The following is a 17,681-nucleotide window of genomic DNA, read 5'->3' as shown; positions in this document are numbered from 1 at the left end:
CCTCGCCATCGTGCTCCCCGCAGATGGCGACGGCGGCCGCGTGCAGCCGCAGCGCGCGGCGCGGATACCCGAGCCGGCCCCAATGGCGGACTGCTTCACCGGAAGGCTCCGCGGCCAGATGGGCGGGTGTGGGCCAGCGCTCCATCCAGTCGAGCCACACCGGCAGCACACGGACGACGGGGGTCTGTTGGAGCATGACTTCGCTGACCAGGATTCCCCAGGGGCTGCAGTCCGGCTGGCGCCATGGCAGGTCCCTGGCGGTCTCGGAGAACCACTGGTCCAAGGCGTCGTGGAGCCGGGCAAGCGCATCGGAATCGGGGAGTGTCATACTGCCATCAACTCTAGTGGAAGCACCGCCGGACCCGGCCCATGTCCGACGTCACACACGCCCGGATTGCTGCCCTGCGGCGTGTAGGTTAGGCGTGCCGACGGCCGCGAGCCTAGCCTAGAAGCATGGCCACCAACGGTAAGCAGCAGTCGACCGCGCGCTCAACAGCGCCGGCGAAGGGTGCTGCCCGTGGCTCATCCACCCCGGTGAAACGGCGACGACCCAGCCCTGCCGTGTACCGCCGTCGACGACAGGTTGTTTTTGGCGGCCTGGTGCTCGTCATTGTCCTGGTGGTCGTAGGCGTGCTGGCCGTGACGGGCATGTTCGCGGGGACTCCCGAGCCCCAAGCGGTAGACACCCCGCAACCCTCGCAAGTGCCCACACAGGGGAGCCCGCCGTCTTCCACACCGTCGGCGTCGGCCTCGCCCACCCCCGTGTGCGACTTCAACCTGATGACCGTCGCGGCGAAAACCGACAAGCCGGCCTACGGTGCCGACGAAAAACCATTGCTGACCATGACCATCACCAACGGCAACGCAGCCCCGTGCGAAGTCAACGTGGGCACGTCCCAAATGGAATACGTGGTGATGAGTGGCTCGGACCGCATCTTCTCCTCCAAGGACTGCCAGACCGGGGGAGTAGACCTGGTGAAGACCATCCAGCCCGGCAAGAGCGAGACCGCCAACTTCCCGTGGCAACGCAACAGGTCGTTGGAAGGATGCGGCGTGATCAACGCCAAACCCGGCGCCGGCGGCGCCTACTACACGTTTGAGGCGCGGCTGGGAAACAAGGCCAGCCCGAAGGCAGTCTTCCAGCTTAACTAGCGGTCGACGGCGGCAGTCAGCTTAGAGGAAACGGTCCAGCAGGCTCGCCTCGGCCATGCGGCTCAAGCCCTCCCGGACCGTACGGGCACGCTGATCGCCGATGCCATCTACTGTCATGAGATCGTCAATGGTGGCGGCCATGAGGTTCTGCAGTCCGCCGAAGTAGTCCACCAGCCGGTCGGCAACGGCCTTGGGCACGGACTTGAGGCCGGACAGCAAACGGTAGCCCCGCGGCTGGACCACTGCGTCCAACTGCTCAACACCGCCGGCGAAGCCAATAATGTGGGCGATACGGCTGAGGTCGATCAATTCCGTGGGTCCGAGGTTGAGCAGTGCCTGGACGGCTTCCTCGATCTCCTCAGGGGTGGTGTTGGGGTCGGAGTAATCGCGGATGATCACTTCACTGCCCGGTCCGCGCCCCACGGTGAGTTCCTCCACCTGGAGGGACAACAAGCGGCCGTCTTCGCCGAGTTCCAGGACATACTGGGCAATTTCCTCGGAGATGCGGCGGACCATTTCCTGGCGCTGCAAGGTCACCGCCACGTCCCTGACCGTCACCAAAGCCTCGATCTCCAAGGCCGACAATGAGCTGGTCACCTGGTCCAACCTGGCGCTGTACCGCTCCAGCGTTGCCAAGGCCTGGTTGGCGCGGGCCAGAACCTTCTCGGACCCTTCCAGGACGTGGCGCAGGCCGTTCACGTACAACGCGATAATTTGCATCGACTGGCTCACCGAAATGACGGGAACGCCGGTCTGGATGGCGACGCGTTCAGCCGTGCGGTGCCGGGTGCCGGATTCCTGGGTTTCGATGCTCGAATCCGGGACAAGTTGGACCGCCGCGCGAACAATGTTGCTGGCGTCCTTGTCGCAAATGATGGCCCCGTCCATTTTGGCCAGTTCGCGCAGCCGGGTGGGAGAGAAATCGATGCCGATATCGAAGCCGCCCGAACAGATGGAATCGATGGTGCGGTCGTACCCCAGCACAATCAGTGCACCGGTGCGCCCGCGGAGGATGCGCTCCAGACCGTCGCGCAACGGAGTTCCGGGTGCGACTCTGGCCAGAGTCGCCTTAAGCGACTCTTCCGGGCTCCGGGCCATAGGGTTTCCCTTCGAAGGTGCAAGCCACGGCTCGCAGACATGCTGAATCCGGCGTCAGTTGGCGCATCCAAAAAATGGCCTTGTGACGCCAAGCTCAATGATAGGGCTTCGAAGCACCGTTAACCGCACCAGCAAGCCCCAAAGTGGGTCATTTCGTTATGTTCGGAAGTTGCTTCAAAGTGGCTAGTAATCCACGTTGCGCTTCAACCTGTTCCCCAGCCACAGCATCGCCAGGCTCACCAGCAGGAAGCCCACCGAGATGGCCAAGGCGAATACCACCACGCCACCCCAACCACCAGCGCGATCGGGATTGATGAACCAGTAGGGGTACCAGTTCACGAAAGCGCCCCGGATCAGGCTGTACGTCAAATACGCGATGGGGTAGATCAGCCAGTACCAAATGTGCCGGAGCTCGAGCTTGGCCCGTGGCGGCTGGAACAGCCAGTCCGCCACCATCACCACAGGCATCAGGTAGTGCACCACGAAGTTCACCCACGGCACCATGGAACCAAGGTCCTCGCCGGCAAGGAGGGCACCGAATACCAGCCCCACCACAGCCATCGCAATGGTGGCCGTGCCGCGCGTTACGTCATCCGCCTCGCTGGGGCGCTTGCGGATCAACACCCTGTAACCGCCGATGAGCAGGACTACGGCGGCGAAAATATTGGACAGGTTGGTGAAGTAACTGAAGAAATTCCAAATATCGTAATTCAGCCCGATATGGACCACCAGCTGGGTCGCAACTGCCACCAACGTCAAAATCCCAAAGAAAAAGCGTCCCCCGATAAGCACATTCCGTTTGGTCATGGACCAATCCTTGCCGACGCGTCGCCCCGGAGATGCCCGACACCCCGAAAGGGTTAAGTTATGAGGAGTTCCAGGGCCTCGGCCAGGTGTCCCACTTCGCGGACGGAGAAGCCATCCGGGATAACTCCCGCTCCCGCCGGGCTGGCCGGAACAATGGCGTGGGTGAAGCCCAGCCGGTGGGCTTCCTGGATGCGCTGGTTGATTCCGGGGACTGGGCGGACCTCGCCCGCCAGGCCCACTTCCCCAAAAGCGATCAGCCGCTGGGGGAGCGCCTTGCGTGACTTGGCGGAGGCAACCGCCAAGGCGACGGCAAGGTCCGTGGCCGGTTCAGTAAGTTTCACACCGCCAACAGTCGCCACGTAGGAGTCATCCTTGTGCAGCATGCAGCCCGCGCGTTGCTGGAGGACTGCCAGCAGCATGGCAACACGGGAACTCTCCAAACCACTGGTGGCGCGGCGCGGCTGGGAGTTGGCGCTCTCGGCAAGGAGTGACTGGACCTCGGCGAGCAGTGGCCTCCGGCCCTCCATGGTTACCGTGATGCACGTCCCCGATACCGGCTCGCGGGTACGCGAAACGAACAATCCGCTGGGATCGGCCAGTCCTTCGATGCCAGCCTCGTTGAGATCGAAACACCCGACGTCGTCAGTAGCTCCGTAACGGTTTTTGACCGCCCTCAGCAGGCGGAGGCGCGAGTGGCGCTCGCCTTCGAACTGGCACACGACATCCACCAGGTGTTCCAGCAAACGCGGGCCGGCGATGGTGCCTTCCTTGGTCACGTGGCCCACCAACAATGTGGTCATATTGCGTCTCTTCGCAGCGGCAATGATGGAAGCTGCTACCTCGCGCACCTGTGAAACACCCCCGGCGCTGCCCTCCACGTCTGCGCTGCTCAGCGTCTGCACGGAGTCCACGATCAGGAGCTTGGGTTCAAGCTTCTCCACTTGGCCCAGGGCCTGGCCCAGATCAGTCTCCGCCGACAGGTAAAGGGTATGGGCGACGGCGTCGATGCGTTCCGCACGCAGCTTCACCTGCGCTGCCGATTCCTCACCCGTGATGTACAGGACGTCCTGCCCGGTTCGGGCGAACTTTGCCGCGACGTCCAGCAGGAGCGTGGATTTTCCGACGCCGGGTTCCCCAGCCAGCAGGATGACGGCACCGGGAACCAGCCCTCCTCCGAGGACGCGGTCCAACTCGTCGACGCCGGTCGGCAGGAAGGCCGCTGTGGTTCCGTCCACCTCGGCGATGCGGCGGGCCGGCTCCAGAACTGTAGCGGCCGCCGTCGTACGTGCAACGGTGGCGCCGTATTCCTCAACGGTTCCCCAGGCCTGGCACTCGCCGCAACGGCCCACCCACTTGATGGCCGTCCAGCCACATTCGGCGCACTTGTAGGCGGGTGTCTTGGATGCGCGGGATGTCTTTGAAGCCATGCGTTCCAGACTAGTCGGGGGGTGTGACAGGATTGGCCCGCCCGTACCGCACCGCGTCCACGAACACGGCCAGGCCGAACACGCCCAGCGCCACCCCAATGGAAGCGACCACGTCAGTGAGCCAGTGGTAGCCGAGATACAGCCGGCTGTAGGCGACCAGCAGCGTCAGCAGTGCGGCGGCGGAGTAGGCAACCACCGCCGTCGTGCGGGTTCTGGCGCGGGACACCAGCAAATAGCTGAGGACAAGTGCGAAAACCGCGGCGCCCAGCGTATGGCCGGACGGGAAGGACAGGGCGTCGTCGGGCCCAAGGAGGAAGTCCGACGAGGGCGGCCGGGACCTGGAAACTTCGAGCTTGATGACAGCTGCGAGGACAACCGAGAGCACCATGGCGCCTATCAGGACGGCCGGACGCCACAGTTCCTTCTTCCACACGGCCCACACCACTCCGACCAGACCGCCAACCGCCGCCATGACGGTAGGTGAGGTCACTGCGGAAACGGCGGCAAGAAGGCCTGTAGCAAGGGAGCTGCGGGAATCCACCGTGAAGGAGTGGACAGCGCCGTCGAGCGTTGCCAGGCCGCTTGAGGACAAAACGGCAGCGAACATCAACCAGAAGACCGCGTCCCCGGCTACAAAGAGTGCGCCTGCCCAGAGGAAGAGGAGCCGTTGCCGCAAGCGGAGGGCAGGGGCAGGCCTGGTGCGCAGGGACAGGCGTGCGGAAGGGACAGAAAGCATCGACCCATTATCCACAGTGGAAATGTGACCTGGCTGGGAGCAGCCTGGGGGGCCTTACAGTGCCGGGAGCACCGCCCGGGCTTCTTCGGGTTCCATCCCGCTGGCTTCCAGCAGGTCCACCATCAGCGGCCTGAAGAGCATCACCACGGTTTCGCCCTCAAGCCGCTGGACGTCGAGAATCTTCGGGTGCAGCCGGGCCGCGATGTCAGAAAGGTCGTTCCTGGCCCGCCGCAGGTGAACCCTGCGCGTGCCTTCGCTCTGTTCGGACAGCCCAATGGTCAGCTCGTCGATGGCGGCGGCGGTTTCCTGCAGGACCTCCGAGATGCTGTCGATCGCTTCGTCGGACAATGCAGCATGGTTGATGGCGCTGGTGAGGCGACGGGCGAACACCCGGCTGTTGCGGAGCGCGAGGTCGATGTATTCCAGGGAGTGTTCCAGCCCTGCGAGTTCGTCCCGGTGCCTGCGATGGGCGGGGGCCAGCGTTGCAACCTCCCCGGACGCCCGCAGCGTCTGCCGCATGCGGTCCACCAAGGGCTGGCAGTTGCGGCCACGGATCAGGGCGTGCCAGGCAGCGGTGGAGTCACTTTCGATCATGGCCTTGGCGCACTCGCGCAGCACCTCGGCAAGTTCGTGCAGGATTTTCTGGATGTCCTTCCGGGGTTCCCTGCGCGGATCCTTCGGCACCAGGATGGTCACCAGCAGCGCGCAGACGCCACCCACCACGGCATCCAGGCTTCGCGTGAAAGGCCCGCCGGCCGGCGCCGGAAGCAACACCACCAGCAATGACTGCAAGCCCAACTGGGTGGTGAAGATGGTGCCGCTGTCCAGGAACCGGGCCAGCAGGATGGAGAAAAGAAGCACGACGGCGGCCTGCCAGATCCCGGCGCCCAGCCAGTGAAGCAGCAAATCACCAACAACGATGCCCAGTGTGCAGCCCAGGCCAACCTCGATGACCCGGCGTAGCCGCGGATCCCTTGAGAAGCCGAGCGCGATCAAGGAGGACGTTGCCGCGAACAAGGGCCCTTGGTGGCCCAGCACGTATTCGGCGAAGGCGTAGGCGCCCACAGCGCACACCGTCATCTGGATGGCCGGGGTCAACGAGTTCCGGCTCCGGACCAGGCCAGTCCGGACTCTGGCCCGCAGAAACCTCTTGCTTGCGTTCAGTCCCTTAGCGGCAGCCATGCCTTCCAGTCTATTTGCCGTGCCACGTTCCACCGGGGAGCGACGAGCGTAACGGCGGAACCACTCAAGGTGGCGCGCGCCACATAACCCAATGGTCCGCCGTCGTTCACCTTCCGTTCACCTGCCACCGCAGATCCCGTTACCTGCGCTCCTTACTTTCAGTAAAGGAACAAAACGGTCCACAGCTCGCGCACGCCGAAATCTCCGTTCGGAACGCATCTGAGAAATCCCTGGAAGGGGCACATCCAAGTGAAGGCAACTCGCTTCGGCCGCAACGCGGCAATCGCGGTCATCGCAGCAGGCGCACTCGCGCTCACCGCTTGCGGTTCTGACAACGCAACCGGCACCACGGGCGGAACCCAGTCCGCAGCAGCCGGCACCAAGGTGACCGGCACGCTGACCGGCATCGGCGCCTCCTCGACCGGCGCAGCCATGGACTCCTGGAAGGCCGGTTTCGCCTCTGCAAACCAGGGCGCCACTGTCCAGTACTCCCCGGATGGTTCCGGCGCTGGCCGCAAGGCGATCATCGACGGTTCGGCACAGTTCGCCGGCTCGGACGCCTACCTCAAGGACGACGAGCTCGAAGCTTCCAAGGCCAAGTGCGGCCCTGAGGGTGCCATCAACATCCCGGTCTACATCTCCCCGATCGCCGTCGCCTTCAACATCCCCGATGTCAAGGAACTGAAGCTCGACGCCGCAACGGTCGCCAAGATCTTCCGCGGCGAAATCGCCAACTGGAACGACCCCGCCATCGCTGCCCTCAACGCAGGCGTTACCCTCCCGGACCTCAAGGTCACCCCGGTGAACCGCTCCGATGACTCCGGCACCACTTCCAACTTCACCGACTACCTCGCATCCGCTGCTCCCGAGGTCTGGACCGACAAGGCTGCCGGCGTTTGGCCCGCCTCCCTGAAGGGCGAGAACGCCAAGGGAACCTCCGGCGTCGTCAAGACCGTCACGGACACCCCGGGTGCCGTTACCTACGCTGACGACTCCGCAGTATCCGGCAAGCTGGGCACCGCCTCCATCAAGGTCGGCGACGAGTTTGTCAAGATCTCCGCCGACGCCGCCGCAAAGGCAGTCGAAGCCGGCAAGCCCGTTGACGGTCGCGCCAGCAACGACGTCGCCATCAAGCTGGACCGCAAGACCACCGCATCTGGTGCCTACCCGGTAGTCCTCGTCTCGTACCACGTCGTGTGCACCACGTACGAGACCAAGGCAGTTGCCGACCTGGTCAAGGCCTTCGAATCCTACGTAGTTTCCGACGACGGACAGAAGACCGCCGCTGACGCCGCGAAGTCCGCACCGCTCTCCAAGACGCTGCAGGACAAGGCCAAGGCTGCCATCGAAACCATCAAGGCCAAGGCCTAAGGTTCCCAACGGGTTCCCTGAACCCGGCTGAACACTGAAGTTCCCTGTCCCGCTTGCCAGTGGCCACAACGCCACTGGAGCGGGGCAGGGAACTTAGCCATGCAACACCAGTTCACTCCAGAATGAAGGATCGTGAAGTGACCACCAACTCCCTGACAACCTCCCACGGCGCAGGACGCGCCGGGGACAAGGTTTTCTCCGGGGCCGCCATGGCCGCAGGGTGCCTGATTCTCGCGGTTCTCTTCGGAGTCGCGCTGTTCCTCGTGGTGCAGGCGATCCCCGCGCTCACCGCTCCGGCCGCTGACATCCAGGGCGGACACGGCTTCTTCGCCTACATTGCCCCGATTGTTGTGGGCACACTGATCGCCGCTGTGATCGCGCTGGTCATTGCCACCCCGGTGGCCATTGGCGTGGCCCTGTTCATCTCGCACTACGCTCCGCGCCGGCTCGCCGCCGGCCTGGGCTACGTGGTGGACCTGCTGGCCGCCATTCCCTCCGTTGTCTACGGCGCCTGGGGTGCGGCATTCCTGGCCAAGGAAATCTCCCCCGCGTACGACTGGCTGGCCACCTACCTCGGCTGGATCCCGATTTTCGAAGGTCCCGCCTCGGCCACCGGCAAGACCATCCTCACGGCCGGCATCGTCCTGTCCGTCATGGTCCTTCCGATCATCACCTCCTTGTCCCGCGAAATCTTCCTGCAGACCCCCAAGCTGCACGAAGAAGCAGCCCTGGCCCTCGGAGCCACGCGTTGGGAAATGATCAAGATGGCTGTGCTGCCCTTCGGTCGTCCCGGCATTATCAGCGCCATCATGCTTGGCCTTGGCCGGGCACTGGGTGAAACCATGGCCGTCGCGCTGGTGCTTTCCTCCGGCGTCCTCACCGCCAGCCTGATCCAGTCCGGCAACCAGACCATCGCCGCAGAGATCGCACTGAACTTCCCCGAAGCCAGCGGCCTGAAGGTCAACACCTTGATCGCTGCGGGCCTGGTGCTGTTCGTCATCACCCTGGGCGTGAACATGATCGCCCGCTGGATCATCACACGGCACAAAGAATTCTCGGGAGCCAACTAAATGACCGCCACAGTAGTCCGCAAGCGCTCCGCACTCACCAAGGGGCAGTTGCCCAAGTTCGCGCCGTACATCGTACTGGCTGTCGCACTTGTTGTTGGCGCGGCCATCCTTGCACTGATCGGATTCAATGCCTTCGGCTGGGGGATCGTCTCCGCCATCCTCTTCGCTGTAGGCCTGGTGTCCTGGAGCGGCGCTGTTGAAGGTGCCCGCAAAGCCAAGGACAAGCTTGCAACTTGCTTGGTTGTGGGCGCCTTCCTGATCGCTTTGTTGCCTTTGATCTCGGTGATCGTCACGGTGCTGATCAACGGCATCCCCGGGCTCATTACCCCCGGGTTCCTTGGCACCTCCATGAACGGCGTCACCGGCGCGTTCGACAACAAAGCAGCCGAGGAAGGCGCACCCGTCCTGGGCGGCATCTACCACGCCCTGATGGGCACCATCCAGATCACGCTCCTTGCCACCGTCATCTCGGTGCCGGTTGGCCTGCTCACCTCGATCTACCTCGTGGAATACGGCAACGACCGTCCGCTGGCCCGCGCCATCACCTTCTTCGTGGATGTCATGACCGGCATCCCGTCGATCGTGGCCGGCCTCTTCGCGGCAGCGTTCTTCTTCGCCATCGTGGGCCCCGGCACCAAGACCGGTGCGGTAGCCGCCGTCGCGCTTTCAGTCCTGATGATCCCGGTGGTGGTCCGCTCCAGCGAGGAAATGCTGAAGATCGTCCCGAACGAACTCCGCGAAGCCTCCTACGCGCTTGGCGTTCGAAAGTGGCGCACCATCACCAAGGTGGTCATTCCGACGGCGATCTCCGGTATCGCTTCCGGCGTCACCCTGGCGATCGCCCGCGTTATCGGCGAAACCGCGCCAATCCTGGTGACCGCAGGCTTCGCCACCACCATCAACAACAATGTGTTCGGTGGCTGGATGGCCTCGCTGCCCACGTTCATTTACACGCAGATCCTCAACCCGACGTCGCCGTCCAACCCTGGTCCCTCGGACCAGCGGGCCTGGGGTGCCGCGCTGGTGCTGATCATCCTGGTGATGCTCCTGAACCTCGGAGCCCGCCTCATTGCCCGCATGTTCGCTCCCAAGACGGGCCGCTAGCGGGCTGCCAGGCCCAACTGGCACTCAAAAACTTCCAGAACCCCCAAGGAACAAAGGAACACCATGTCCAAGCGCATCGACGTCAAAGACCTGAATGTCTACTACGGCAATTTCCTGGCCGTCGAGGACGTCAACATCAACATCCAAGCCAAGTCCGTGACGGCTTTCATCGGGCCGTCCGGCTGCGGCAAGTCGACCTTCCTCCGCACCCTGAACCGCATGCATGAGGTCCTTCCCGGTGCCCGCGTCGAGGGCGAAGTCCTTCTCGACGGCGACAACCTTTACGGCCCCGGCGTGGACCCCGTCACCGTTCGTACCCAGGTGGGCATGGTCTTCCAGCGTCCCAACCCGTTCCCCACCATGTCCATCCGGGATAACGTCCTGGCCGGCGTGAAACTGAACAACAAGAAGATTTCCAAGGGTGCAGCCGATGCCCTCGTGGAAAAGTCCCTGGTGGGCGCCAACCTGTGGAACGAGGTCAAGGACCGCCTGGACAAGCCGGGCTCCGGCCTTTCCGGTGGCCAGCAGCAGCGTCTGTGCATCGCCCGCGCCATCGCTGTGGAGCCCCAGGTGATCCTCATGGACGAGCCTTGCTCCGCCCTGGACCCCATCTCCACCTTGGCCGTTGAGGACCTCATCAACGAGCTCAAGGACCAGTACACGGTGGTGATCGTGACCCACAACATGCAGCAGGCCGCCCGTGTGTCCGACAAGACCGCGTTCTTCAACATCGCGGGCACCGGCAAGCCCGGCAAGCTCATCGAGTTCGCCGACACCACGTCCATCTTCAACAACCCGTCCCAGAAGGCCACGGAAGACTACGTCTCCGGCCGCTTCGGATAAGCGGGTTTCGCGGGTTCCGGCTTCTCTGGGGGAGTCGGCACATAACGACGGCGGCCGTCGCCTTGGGGGTACGGCCGCCGTCGTTTTTTCGTACCCAACTAAGTAACAGCAAACGGTCCATTGAACGCTCAGTGGGCCGTTTGCTGTTACTTAGTTGGGTCTAGAGGCGCGTGAGGGGGGAGAACGCCAGTTCCAGGATGAACGCCGCGGCTGCGGTGACCAGGGGAGTGACCAGCCAGAACAGCAGTATCCGCCGGACCAGGCGCCGGTTGATGGTGTGGAACCGCTGGTTGACGCCTCCGCCCAACACCGAGGCCGTGAGCGTGTGCGTGGTGGAGAGCGGCAACTGGAAGCCGATCGCGCCGATGAACAGCATGACCGACGTCAGTGTCTGGGCAACGAATCCACGCAGGGGATCCACCCGGACCAGTTTGTGTCCCAGAGTGTGCGATATCCGCCAGCCACCCAACAGGGTGCCTGCCGTCAGCATGACTGCCGTGAGCAGCAGGATCCACAGGGGTACGTCGTTACCGCCGGACAACCCGGCAGCCACGATTGCCAGAAGAATGACCGCTGCCGTGCGCTGCCCGTCCTGGAGGCCGTGGCCGAACGCTACGGCCGCACTGGATACGGCCTGTGCACGCCGGAAGCGCCTGTTCACCACGTTCGGCTGCGTGTAGCGGGCGGCCCAGGTCACTGGCCACACCAGGAGGTAGGCCGCCCCGAAAGCTATCAGCGGGGAAAGCACAAGCGGAAGGACAACCTGCGTGACAACGATGCCGTCCACGCCTCCCAGGGAGTTTCCGCCCACCAGGAGGCTGGCGCTGCCGGCACCAATCAGGCCGCCCACCAGCGAGTTCGTGGAGGACAAGGGAATGCCCCGCCACCACGCATAAACACCCCACAGTATCGAGGCCGCCAAGGCGGAGGCGAGCATGGTCAGGCCGCTGGTGCCTTGGGGCAGGGTGATCCACGCCTGTGTGAACGCGAGGACGAACGTGCCGCTGAGCATGGCACCCACAAAGTTGAAGACAGCAGCCAGCAGCACGGCAATGGACGGCGTGAGGGCCCGGGTCCGTGTGGAGAGCGCGACGGCGTTGGAGACGTCCCGGAAGCCGTTGAGGAACGCGAAGCCGGAGGCCAAAGCAACTACAAGGACCAGGACGGCGATTGTCACGTCAGGATTCCTTGACGATGATGCTGCCTACCTGGGTTGCGATCTTTCGCATGTCCTTGGTGACTTCCACCAGCTGGTTGGCGATGTCCCGGTGCCGCGCGTACTGGGTGGACTTCATGTCCTTGAGCATTTCGGCCACCCAGATCCGGTGGGTGCGTTCGGCCCGTTTGGTCAGCCTGAGGATTTCGATCCAGTAGTCCTCAAGCTCGTCGAGGTCTTCGAGTTTCCGCATGGCGTCCACCGTCAGCTCGGCCTGGCGGCTGATGATCTCCAGTTGGTCGGCCGCGCGTTTGGGAAGCCGGTCCAGTTTGTAGATTGCCACGAGGTCGCCGGCGGCATCCAGCTTCTCCATGGCCTCATTGAGGTGGCGGGAGAGGGTGTACATGTCTTCGCGGGGGAGGGGATTCACGAAGCTGGTCCGCATATGGGTCAGCAGCGCGAAGTGCAGGTCCAGGGACTTGGACTCGTGCTCGTGCAGTTCCTCCGCAAGCCGTTCGTGCTCGCTCGCGGGGGCGCCGAGAATTTCGGAGAGGGTTCCGGTGGCGGCCACGATCACGCCGGCCATCTGTGCCAGCAATACGAGCCCGGCAGGTTCCTGGGGGAAAAGGCGCAGCTTCATGTCGCTTCCGGGCTGGGGACGGGTGGGCGCGGACCGCTTGACTTGACGCGACCCGTTTCGTCCCCAACTTTACCGGTCGGGAGAGGGGTGCGGGATGCGCGCGGGAGGGTTGCGGGAAGTTGTCCCCATCGCGGGTGCTGCACAGCCGTGTGAGACTTGGCAAGTCAATTAATTAATCCAATTAATGGGGGAATTGTGCGTTTCAACAATGTAGCGAAAATAACCGGCTTGGCGGCTGCCGGGATGCTCGCCTTGAGTGCCTGCGGCCCCGCCGCGTCGAGTTCGACGGCGGGAGGTTCCGAATCGCCGTCGTCCTCCTCTTCGTCAGCCTCGCCGTCGGCGTCGTCATCGACCTCGTCCTCGTCCTCGTCATCGAGCTCGCCCTCCTCGGAAGGCACCTCTTCCGGCGCCTACAAGGTTGCTTCCTGGGCTCTTCCCATTTCAGATGCCGGCGACAAGCTGGGAAGCCTGAAGGGTGACAGCTTCTCCGTTGACGTCTTCCAAGTAGCAACGGACGTCAATTCCAAGGACAGCATGTTCGTGGACAAGGAGACCAAGGAGAATCTGCTGAAGAAGGGCGCTCCGATCGTCTACGTGAACTACGTGGTCACCAACACCTCATCGGCGGACATTCCGTTGAGCCACTCTTTGGTGACGCCGACTGCCAAGTACACGGACTGGAAGTACCTTGGCGGAATGCCGTCCGATTCCAGCAGTGACGGTTTCGAGAAGCACGGCCTCAGCAGCTCGGGCATCAAGCTCAAGGAGAAGGACCCGTTCGTGCTGAAGCCGGGTGAGTCGTTCAACATCGCAGAGAACTTCGCCTACACCGCGGGCAAGGAAGCTGAGATCAGCGCCACCATGACTCCGCAGGACGCCGCCGGCGACCTCGATCACGACAAGAAGGAAACCGCTGAAACCACGGTCACACTGAAGTAGTTATCTGCCGCAGCTGCCCGGGTCGTCCCAGGACTGGCCCGGGCAAACTGCGTCCGGGCATAAAAATGGTGCCGAACCGGATACGCCTCTCGGCGGTAGGCCGCTCGAAGCGGCTATAAGTTGAAGCCCGGGGGTTTCGCGGTTCGACACCAGCTTTAGTTTTCACCGTCAGGCGGGCTAAGTCAACATTGACAGTCCGGGTCCGACGTGGGTACGTTTCGCCCTTTTTGCGCGTTAGTCCAGCTCTCCCAGCCGCCAAGCATTGGCCGCGTGCTCAAGGTCTTCCGCTGTTTTCACCAACTGGTGGGAGTTGCGGGTGAGCTTGCTTGCGTGGCCTTCGTTGGTGTGTTCGGCACCGTCGGCGAGGGTCGCCTGGCCGAGCGCCACCACGCGGCAGAAGGCCGCGGAACGTTCCAGCGCGACGTCGAACTCGCCGTCGAAAGCACCCGACAAAATGGCGTCCGCCATGGTCTTCATTTCCTCGGCTCCCGGCGGTTCGGCGGCGCCCGCCACCACGTTGGAAACCTGCGCGGTATCGCGGCCGGCCCTGAAGTAGACGGAGATGCGCTCCGGGCTCTGGATGGTGGCGGCGCGGAGGGCGTACAGCCTCCAGAGTGCTCCGGGCAGGCTGCGGGCGGGGCTTTCGGCCCACATCTCGGCGATGGCGTCCAGGCCTTGCTCGTCGGCCAGTTTTACCAGCCGGCGCGTGACTTTCGGATCGTCGCTGTCACGCCCCCGCTTGACCAGGGCCTGGGCGGCCAGGTGTGCTGCCTCCGACACCCGCGCGGGATCTGCCCCACCGGCGAACGGTTCGAAATCGATGGGCGCGAAGGGCTTGGGCTTGTGGTGCCTGTTTGCTCCGCCGTACGCACGTGATCCTGGCTGTTCGCTCATGAGTTCACCGTACTCCTGTGCCCTGATGGGGTCGAGTAACGGTTGCTTGGCTGCTGTTGTTGCCGGGTCGGGCCTTCACCACCCACTTTGCCCTCGTCGGTGCGCCGACGCGCCGGTGCTGCCGCGCGCCGTCGTCGAGTTCTCCTTCAAAGAAGGTGACGACGGCGCGCGACGGCTTGGGTTCCTTGGTGGGCTTGAGCTTGGGGTACAGTATTCATGGCTGTTTCAACAGCTGGAGGGCCTTTAGCTCAGTTGGTAGAGCATCGGACTTTTAATCCGTGGGTCGTGGGTTCGATCCCCACAGGGCCCACCCTCCTGGACAGGCCGGAGACGTTGAGTCTCCGGCCTGTTTTTTGTTTCATGGCCAAGGACACGCTCTGGTGATCATCGGTTAGACTATTCGATGGATTAACTACTGATGAGGGGATTCTGGCGTGGGGGCCTTTGATGCGGCGGTGGAGATTGCTTTCGACGACGGCGCAGCCGACGCTTTGATCACCGCTGCTGATTCCGCGGATGAGGCACTGCGTGGGGAGGGCGGATTCGTGGGCGGTGCCATGGATTATGCGGTGGGGGACTTCAGGGGCGGCTATGCACGCTTGTTCGCCGAGGCCTGTGCTATCAGGGCCAACGATCGCGGCCATCTAGCCGGTGTTCTCGCGGGTCTGGCGGAGGACGTCCGGGAAGCGAAGCTGCGTGCCCAGCAGGAGAAGTCCCGGCTAAAGAGGCTCACCGACTGGCGGCACCGCGCCGAGGCCCGTGAACAAGAGTTTCAGTCCTTCCTGACCCCGTTGAGTGATCCGATGCCCATGGAATTCCCGATCGCTGCACCGACGATTTCAGCGGTGTTTTCTGCGAGCGAACGTGTCCGGTTCGCCGGTGGTTCGGGAGGGGGAACCAGCTCGGCGGATCCTGGGAAGCTGCGCGAATTCGTGTTCCAATCCCGCGCTTCTACGAACATCCTGGACGCGGAGCTGGGAAGAATCCGGAACGCGTGGAGTGAGTTCACCGCAGCGTGTTCCTGGGTGAACTGCGGCAGTGTCACGTTCGTGTCCGGCCTCGAGCAACTTCTGACCGAGAACACCGCCGACGCGGCCTGGCTTGAACAGATCGCCACGGCGTTCGAAAAGGCCTGCAGCGGCTCCATGACTGACGCCATGCTTAACAGCGCCCTCATACAGTACGCGCCAACAGGGCAGGTCAGCTTGAACGACATCGGCGCCCTGAATGCCACGCAACTTGAAGCCTGGCTTGCCGCCCCTGCTAACAAAGGCCGACTTCGGGGGCTCCTCGAACAACCAGGGTTGGACCCTGTAGTGATAGCCCAGTGGTGGGTTGGTCTCGGCCAGACAGTCTCTCAGGGAGCAACCGAATGCGGTGCCAGTCAGAAGCTTCTGATCAAGGCCTTCCCGGGGATCATCGGGAACCTGAACGGGGTCACCGCGACTGCTCGGAATGAAGCCAACCGGATACGCCTCTTCACCGAGCAGGAACGCATCAACGCCGAACTGGCCAAAACGCCTCAACTCCTGCGCATCGGCACGGGAGAGTCCATAACCAACCCGAACTGGACGAACCTGCAAACGCAGCAGCGGGCACTTGACGGGATCCGTGGGGCTCTTGTCAACGCCGGAGCCACAGGCGATGCCGTCCTGCTCGGATTCGATCTCACCCATGGCTCGCCCAAGGCGCAGGTCTCTGCGGGTAACCCGGACACAGCTGACAACGTTACCTACGCTGTATCCGGCATGAACATAACCCCTCAAAGCGGTTTCAATGACTGGGCAACAAATGCCGCGAACCTCCAGTCGCGGCAAAGCCTGAACGACGCGGGTAAGTCCTTTGCGGTGGTGGCGTGGATCAATTACGACCCGCCGACTGTCCCGACCGTGAACAGCGGCGATGCCGCCCGTGTCGGTTCTGAACGATTCGTCGCGGACCTTCGGGGTTTCAATGCCGTCAGAGCGAGCTTTGGCAACAGGACCCCGGAGACCCTTCACATCCTGGGCCACTCCTACGGGACGACCGTGACGTCCAATGCCCTTGCCGCCGCGGAGTTGAATGTCGCCTCCTTCACGATGCTTGCCTCGGCCGGCATAGAAAAGGAGATCCAGAACACCGGAGAACTTCATGTACCTACCGGGCAGGTGTACGCCAGCCACGCTGACGGCGACGGTCTGGCCCAAATGGGACGCTTTTTACGCCAGGATCCGCGCATGGAAGCCTTCGGCGCGAAAGTGTTCTCCTCTGAAGAAGCCACGATTGACGGGACCCTTTATCAAGGCACCACCGAACACAACTCACTGGTACACAGAAAAGACGGCGACGGCTACGGCTACCTGGACAAAGGAACGACCGCCCTGTACGAAGCTGCCCTCACAACAACTGGCAACGGAGAACGAATCCTGCAAGGCGCGCGGCCTATGTCGCCTCCCGTTGGATTTGCTGGCCGATGAACAACACGGGAAGAGTGAACCGCATGACCCATCAACCCAGGGCTAGACAAAAGGCCATCCGCATACTCGCGGCCCTGTTCTGCGCAGCCATTGCTCTAAGCGCGTGCACACCCACCACGGAGAACCCCATGAACCGCTCAGGCAGCCCCAGTGACCCCGCAACCGTTAAAGCCCAGGTCGAAGAACTAAAACAAGCCCTCGCGGACCTGCACGCCTTCAAAGTCGAAACACAGAAAGTCATCGGGCCCCAGGCCTGGGCCGACAAGGGAACCCGCAACAGCGCCTGCACCACCAGTGATGGCAAAGACGGCGTGAACTACATTGTCTTGAGCCAAACCATGGAAAACCTCGACTTGGAGCCATCAGTCAACGTCGTCAAAGCGTTCTGGGAGTCCAAGGGCTTTACCACCCGCACGGAAACGAACCCCTTGGACCCGGGTCTCATCCGCCTCTATGCCGACGAGAACGGCGGACACCTTGTGTCCTTCACCGCCAACATCAAAGGCTCCGGCCTGGAGATGGACAGCGCCTGCGTCGCCGGAGACCAAAACGCAATTTACAAAGAGCTGTATCCCGAGATTTATGGGCTCCCTTCCGGCTCCAGTGCTTCTCCGTCTACGAAGTAAGCAGTCTGTTGCGCCAACGGTCTGTGTTGCGTCGTGATGGAGTGCGTGGGCTTGGAACAGTTTCCGGAAAGAGCGAACCTCATGCCCTATGAACACGACACACGTCCAAAGGCCATGCGCATACTCGCTGCATTGGCTGGCGCGGCCATTGCACTGAGCGCTTGCACGCCCACGACGGAG

At 63.1% G+C, this 17,681-nt stretch carries 16 protein-coding genes, 1 tRNA gene and 1 pseudogene; 9 read left to right on the top strand and 9 right to left on the bottom strand.

Annotated features, from left to right (window positions below):
- A pseudogene (locus PJL15_RS15960) lies at window positions 1-328 on the bottom strand (A/G-specific adenine glycosylase); the annotation flags it as partial.
- A gap of 125 nt (window positions 329-453) precedes the next feature.
- Here PJL15_RS15960 and PJL15_RS15955 point away from each other — a divergent pair.
- Window positions 454-1,152 (top strand): hypothetical protein, encoded by a 699-nt coding sequence (locus PJL15_RS15955; protein ID WP_281452122.1) that lies wholly within the window; start codon window positions 454-456, stop codon window positions 1,150-1,152.
- Between the two features lie 21 nt (window positions 1,153-1,173).
- Here PJL15_RS15955 and disA read toward each other — a convergent pair whose 3' ends face one another.
- From disA to PJL15_RS15930, 5 genes are all read right to left on the bottom strand, one after another.
- A complete protein-coding gene (disA, locus tag PJL15_RS15950) occupies window positions 1,174-2,250 on the bottom strand; it encodes a DNA integrity scanning diadenylate cyclase DisA (RefSeq protein ID WP_018780121.1) in 1,077 nt (358 codons plus the stop codon).
- A gap of 183 nt (window positions 2,251-2,433) precedes the next feature.
- The gene (locus PJL15_RS15945) at window positions 2,434-3,057 is read right to left on the bottom strand and encodes a Pr6Pr family membrane protein (protein WP_281452121.1); all 624 of its coding nucleotides are present in this window, start codon (window positions 3,055-3,057) and stop codon (window positions 2,434-2,436) included.
- 53 nt (window positions 3,058-3,110) lie between these two features.
- Window positions 3,111-4,484 (bottom strand): DNA repair protein RadA, encoded by a 1,374-nt coding sequence (gene radA / locus PJL15_RS15940; RefSeq protein ID WP_159704441.1) that lies wholly within the window; start codon window positions 4,482-4,484, stop codon window positions 3,111-3,113.
- Between the two features lie 10 nt (window positions 4,485-4,494).
- Entirely contained in the window at window positions 4,495-5,220 is a 726-nt protein-coding gene (locus PJL15_RS15935) for a phosphatase PAP2 family protein (protein WP_281452120.1), read from the bottom strand.
- A gap of 54 nt (window positions 5,221-5,274) precedes the next feature.
- Window positions 5,275-6,402 (bottom strand): FUSC family protein, encoded by a 1,128-nt coding sequence (locus PJL15_RS15930; protein ID WP_281452119.1) that lies wholly within the window; start codon window positions 6,400-6,402, stop codon window positions 5,275-5,277.
- Between the two features lie 249 nt (window positions 6,403-6,651).
- Between PJL15_RS15930 and pstS the strand changes: the two genes are divergently transcribed.
- The 4 genes from pstS to pstB all read left to right on the top strand — a co-directional run bounded on the left by pstS (window position 6,652) and on the right by pstB (window position 10,790).
- On the top strand, window positions 6,652-7,773 hold the full coding sequence (gene pstS / locus PJL15_RS15925) for a phosphate ABC transporter substrate-binding protein PstS (RefSeq protein WP_281452118.1): 1,122 nt from the start codon (window positions 6,652-6,654) through the stop codon (window positions 7,771-7,773).
- 137 nt (window positions 7,774-7,910) lie between these two features.
- Window positions 7,911-8,843: a phosphate ABC transporter permease subunit PstC gene (pstC, locus tag PJL15_RS15920; protein ID WP_281452117.1), complete on the top strand. Its 933-nt coding sequence runs from the start codon at window positions 7,911-7,913 to the stop codon at window positions 8,841-8,843.
- Window positions 8,844-9,947 (top strand): phosphate ABC transporter permease PstA, encoded by a 1,104-nt coding sequence (pstA, locus tag PJL15_RS15915; RefSeq protein WP_281452116.1) that lies wholly within the window; start codon window positions 8,844-8,846, stop codon window positions 9,945-9,947.
- 63 nt (window positions 9,948-10,010) lie between these two features.
- Window positions 10,011-10,790 carry a phosphate ABC transporter ATP-binding protein PstB gene (pstB, locus tag PJL15_RS15910; protein ID WP_039239203.1) on the top strand — a complete coding sequence of 260 codons (780 nt, stop codon included), beginning with the start codon at window positions 10,011-10,013 and terminating at the stop codon, window positions 10,788-10,790.
- Between the two features lie 160 nt (window positions 10,791-10,950).
- Here pstB and PJL15_RS15905 read toward each other — a convergent pair whose 3' ends face one another.
- Window positions 10,951-11,967, bottom strand: a complete 1,017-nt coding sequence (locus tag PJL15_RS15905) for an inorganic phosphate transporter (protein WP_281452115.1) — start codon at window positions 11,965-11,967, stop codon at window positions 10,951-10,953.
- Window position 11,968: 1 nt separating this feature from the next.
- The gene (locus PJL15_RS15900) at window positions 11,969-12,586 is read right to left on the bottom strand and encodes a DUF47 domain-containing protein (protein ID WP_281452114.1); all 618 of its coding nucleotides are present in this window, start codon (window positions 12,584-12,586) and stop codon (window positions 11,969-11,971) included.
- A gap of 195 nt (window positions 12,587-12,781) precedes the next feature.
- On the opposite strand from PJL15_RS15900, the gene PJL15_RS15895 reads away from it, so the two are divergent.
- Window positions 12,782-13,525, top strand: a complete 744-nt coding sequence (locus tag PJL15_RS15895; protein ID WP_281452113.1) for a hypothetical protein — start codon at window positions 12,782-12,784, stop codon at window positions 13,523-13,525.
- A gap of 234 nt (window positions 13,526-13,759) precedes the next feature.
- Here PJL15_RS15895 and PJL15_RS15890 read toward each other — a convergent pair whose 3' ends face one another.
- On the bottom strand, window positions 13,760-14,419 hold the full coding sequence (locus tag PJL15_RS15890) for a hypothetical protein (protein WP_281452112.1): 660 nt from the start codon (window positions 14,417-14,419) through the stop codon (window positions 13,760-13,762).
- 237 nt (window positions 14,420-14,656) lie between these two features.
- Here PJL15_RS15890 and PJL15_RS15885 point away from each other — a divergent pair.
- The 3 genes from PJL15_RS15885 to PJL15_RS15875 all read left to right on the top strand — a co-directional run bounded on the left by PJL15_RS15885 (window position 14,657) and on the right by PJL15_RS15875 (window position 17,501).
- Window positions 14,657-14,729, top strand: a tRNA-Lys gene (locus tag PJL15_RS15885).
- Between the two features lie 124 nt (window positions 14,730-14,853).
- Window positions 14,854-16,875, top strand: coding sequence for an alpha/beta hydrolase (locus PJL15_RS15880; protein WP_281452111.1), 2,022 nt, complete (start codon window positions 14,854-14,856; stop codon window positions 16,873-16,875).
- A 23-nt stretch (window positions 16,876-16,898) separates the two neighbouring features.
- Entirely contained in the window at window positions 16,899-17,501 is a 603-nt protein-coding gene (locus PJL15_RS15875; protein WP_281452110.1) for a hypothetical protein, read from the top strand.
- Window positions 17,502-17,681: the final 180 nt, after the last annotated feature.

The sequence above is a fragment of the Paenarthrobacter nitroguajacolicus genome (assembly GCF_029952445.1).
Classification (GTDB): domain Bacteria; phylum Actinomycetota; class Actinomycetes; order Actinomycetales; family Micrococcaceae; genus Arthrobacter; species Arthrobacter nitroguajacolicus_B.
The sequence above is the reverse complement of the archived record's forward strand: the minus strand, read 5'-3'. Positions and strand labels throughout refer to the sequence as shown.

Coding starts and splice junctions, on each gene's coding strand:
- PJL15_RS15955 (WP_281452122.1), top strand. CDS start 454: ATGGCCACCAACGGTAAGCAGCAGTCGACCGCGCGCTCAACAGCGCCG.
- disA (WP_018780121.1), bottom strand. CDS start 2,250: ATGGCCCGGAGCCCGGAAGAGTCGCTTAAGGCGACTCTGGCCAGAGTC.
- PJL15_RS15945 (WP_281452121.1), bottom strand. CDS start 3,057: ATGACCAAACGGAATGTGCTTATCGGGGGACGCTTTTTCTTTGGGATT.
- radA (WP_159704441.1), bottom strand. CDS start 4,484: ATGGCTTCAAAGACATCCCGCGCATCCAAGACACCCGCCTACAAGTGC.
- PJL15_RS15935 (WP_281452120.1), bottom strand. CDS start 5,220: ATGCTTTCTGTCCCTTCCGCACGCCTGTCCCTGCGCACCAGGCCTGCC.
- PJL15_RS15930 (WP_281452119.1), bottom strand. CDS start 6,402: ATGGCTGCCGCTAAGGGACTGAACGCAAGCAAGAGGTTTCTGCGGGCC.
- pstA (WP_281452116.1), top strand. CDS start 8,844: ATGACCGCCACAGTAGTCCGCAAGCGCTCCGCACTCACCAAGGGGCAG.
- pstB (WP_039239203.1), top strand. CDS start 10,011: ATGTCCAAGCGCATCGACGTCAAAGACCTGAATGTCTACTACGGCAAT.
- PJL15_RS15900 (WP_281452114.1), bottom strand. CDS start 12,586: ATGAAGCTGCGCCTTTTCCCCCAGGAACCTGCCGGGCTCGTATTGCTG.
- PJL15_RS15890 (WP_281452112.1), bottom strand. CDS start 14,419: ATGAGCGAACAGCCAGGATCACGTGCGTACGGCGGAGCAAACAGGCAC.
- PJL15_RS15875 (WP_281452110.1), top strand. CDS start 16,899: ATGACCCATCAACCCAGGGCTAGACAAAAGGCCATCCGCATACTCGCG.